Origin of the sequence: Stenotrophomonas sp. 2YAF22 (assembly GCF_052114665.1) — a bacterium.
Lineage (GTDB): Bacteria > Pseudomonadota > Gammaproteobacteria > Xanthomonadales > Xanthomonadaceae > Stenotrophomonas > Stenotrophomonas indicatrix.
On record NZ_JBFRFE010000710.1, the window covers coordinates 1 to 1,986 of the forward strand.

3 protein-coding genes and 1 pseudogene are annotated in these 1,986 nt (G+C 65.8%); 2 read left to right on the top strand and 2 right to left on the bottom strand.

Annotated features, from left to right (window positions below):
• Together AB4Y84_RS20235 and AB4Y84_RS20240 are read left to right on the top strand one after the other, a co-directional pair.
• Positions 1-172: pseudogene (locus AB4Y84_RS20235) on the top strand (LLM class flavin-dependent oxidoreductase); the annotation flags it as partial.
• A gap of 67 nt (positions 173-239) precedes the next feature.
• Positions 240-737 carry a pyridoxamine 5'-phosphate oxidase family protein gene (locus tag AB4Y84_RS20240; protein WP_025878887.1) on the top strand — a complete coding sequence of 166 codons (498 nt, stop codon included), beginning with the start codon at positions 240-242 and terminating at the stop codon, positions 735-737.
• A gap of 110 nt (positions 738-847) precedes the next feature.
• Here the strand turns inward: AB4Y84_RS20240 and AB4Y84_RS20245 are convergent, their stop codons facing one another.
• Complete coding sequence (locus AB4Y84_RS20245) at positions 848-1,501, bottom strand: exopolysaccharide biosynthesis protein (protein ID WP_442250778.1); 654 nt, start codon at positions 1,499-1,501, stop codon at positions 848-850.
• Positions 1,485-1,986, bottom strand: a 502-nt coding sequence (locus AB4Y84_RS20250; protein WP_442250779.1) for a transporter associated domain-containing protein, incomplete at its 5' end; no start/stop codon positions are given. The genes AB4Y84_RS20245 and AB4Y84_RS20250, both read right to left, overlap by 17 nt.

Here is a 1,986-nt window from a genome sequence, read left to right on the forward strand (position 1 = left end):
GGCGTGCACCGTGCTGGGTGATCCGCAGCAGGTCGCCGATGGCATTGCGGCGTTCGTCGAACGCCATCAGCCCGACGAACTGATGCTCACTGCCAACCTGTACGACCATCGCGCGCGCCTTCGCTCGTTCGAGCTGGCAATGCACGCCTGGCATGCCCGCCACGCGGGCTGAACAATTGCGTCACGGCAATTTGCGGTGCGGACGCGTCTGATGGGGGCTCCCACTTCCGGAGTCCCCCATGGACGAATCGCGTACCGAGCACATTGCCCAGCTGGCTGAACTGATCAAGGACGTGGAGGTGGCGATGTTCACCACCCGTGGTGTCGATGGGCGCCTCTACAGCCGTCCGCTTGGCACCCAGCAGGTCGCCTTCGATGGCGACCTGTGGTTCGCCACTGCTGCCGACAGCCCGAAGGTGGCCGAGATCGCGCTCGACCCGCGGGTCAACGTGGCCTATGCCTCGCCATCGAAGAATACGTATGTGTCGGTAGCCGGCGTGGCACGGATCATCGATGACCGCGCGAAGGTCGAAGAGCTGTGGTCGCCGGCGATGAAGCTGTTCTTCCCCGGCGGCCCGGATGACCCGAGCCTGCGCTTGATCCACGTGCGTGCAGAGACCGCCGAGTACTGGGACGGACCGGGCACGCTGCTCGGCTCGGCGTTGAGTTTCGTGTTGTCGGCGGTGCAGGATGAGCCGGCACGGTTGGGCGACAACGGATTCATCGATCTGCGTTGATCCCAGCCCGTGGTAACGCGGGTTGATCCGGGCCCGAGGTAGTGCCGGCCGCTGGCCGGTAATCAGGGAAACGTGGCAGCCGGCCGGCGGCCGGCTCTACCACGGTGCGCTCAGAACCAGCGCTGGAACAGGTCGACGGTGTAGCCCACCAGCTGCCCGGAACTGAAGCCGAAGAAAGCGATCGCCACCAGCRCAGCCACCCAGTTGAACAACATCAGCGCGCCGTCGCGTTCAAGCAGGGCCAGCGCAAACAGCAGCAACTGGAAGCCGAACAGATAGTTGGTGAACGGAATCGGCAACGACAGCAGCAGGCCCAGCAGAACCAGCAGCAGACCGCTGAAGGCGTGGGCGGGGGCAGGCGTCAGCAGCTGTGGCATGCGCGGCTTGAGCATGCGGTCGAGACGGCGCAGGGCACCATCGATGCGATCCAGGAACCGGTGCATGGTGCCGCGCTTCGGCCCGCGACGGGCAATGAAGCCGGGCAGCCAGGGCCGGCGCATGCAGAACAGCATCTGCAGGCCGATCAGGATCACCAACGGACCGCTAACCGCGCCGCCCAGCCCCGGGATGGGGATGAAGGCCGGCAGGATGGCGACGAACAGGAATACACCAAAGGCACTCTGCTGCAGATCCTGCAGGATCTGCCCCAGCTTCATGTGCTGGGCCGGGTCACCGAAGGCGAACATCGCCAGCAGGGTCCGGATGCCCTCGTTGCGGTACTCCGGCGATGCAGCGCCGGGGCCGGCGTCAGGCGGTGAGCTCATCGGCCTGCTCGTCGGACAGGGTGCGCAGCAGCAGCTTGTCCACGCGCGCACCGTCCAGATCGACCACCTCGAAGCGCCAGCCGGCCCAGTCGAAGTACTCGCCCGCGTGCGGGATGCGACCGAAGAAGTGGATGCACATGCCGGCCAGGGTGTAGTAATCGCCATCCTCGGCGTCGGGCAGGTCGTTGCTGCCGATCAGCTCGCGCAGGTCCTCGATGGGCAGCGAGCCGTCCACCAGCAGCGAGCCGTCCTCACGGGTTACCACCAGCGCGTCCTCGTCGGCATTCTCCGTCGCCTGCAGGCGGCCGACCACCGCGCCCATCAAATCGCTGATGGTCACCAGGCCCTGGATCTCGCCGTACTCGTCCACCACCAGCGCCATCGACTGCTGTTCTTCGCGGAAGATCTCCAGCAGCTTCATCGCGTGGGTGGATTCGGACACATAAAGCGGTTCGCGCAACGTCTGGAACAGCGCGTTGTCGCCG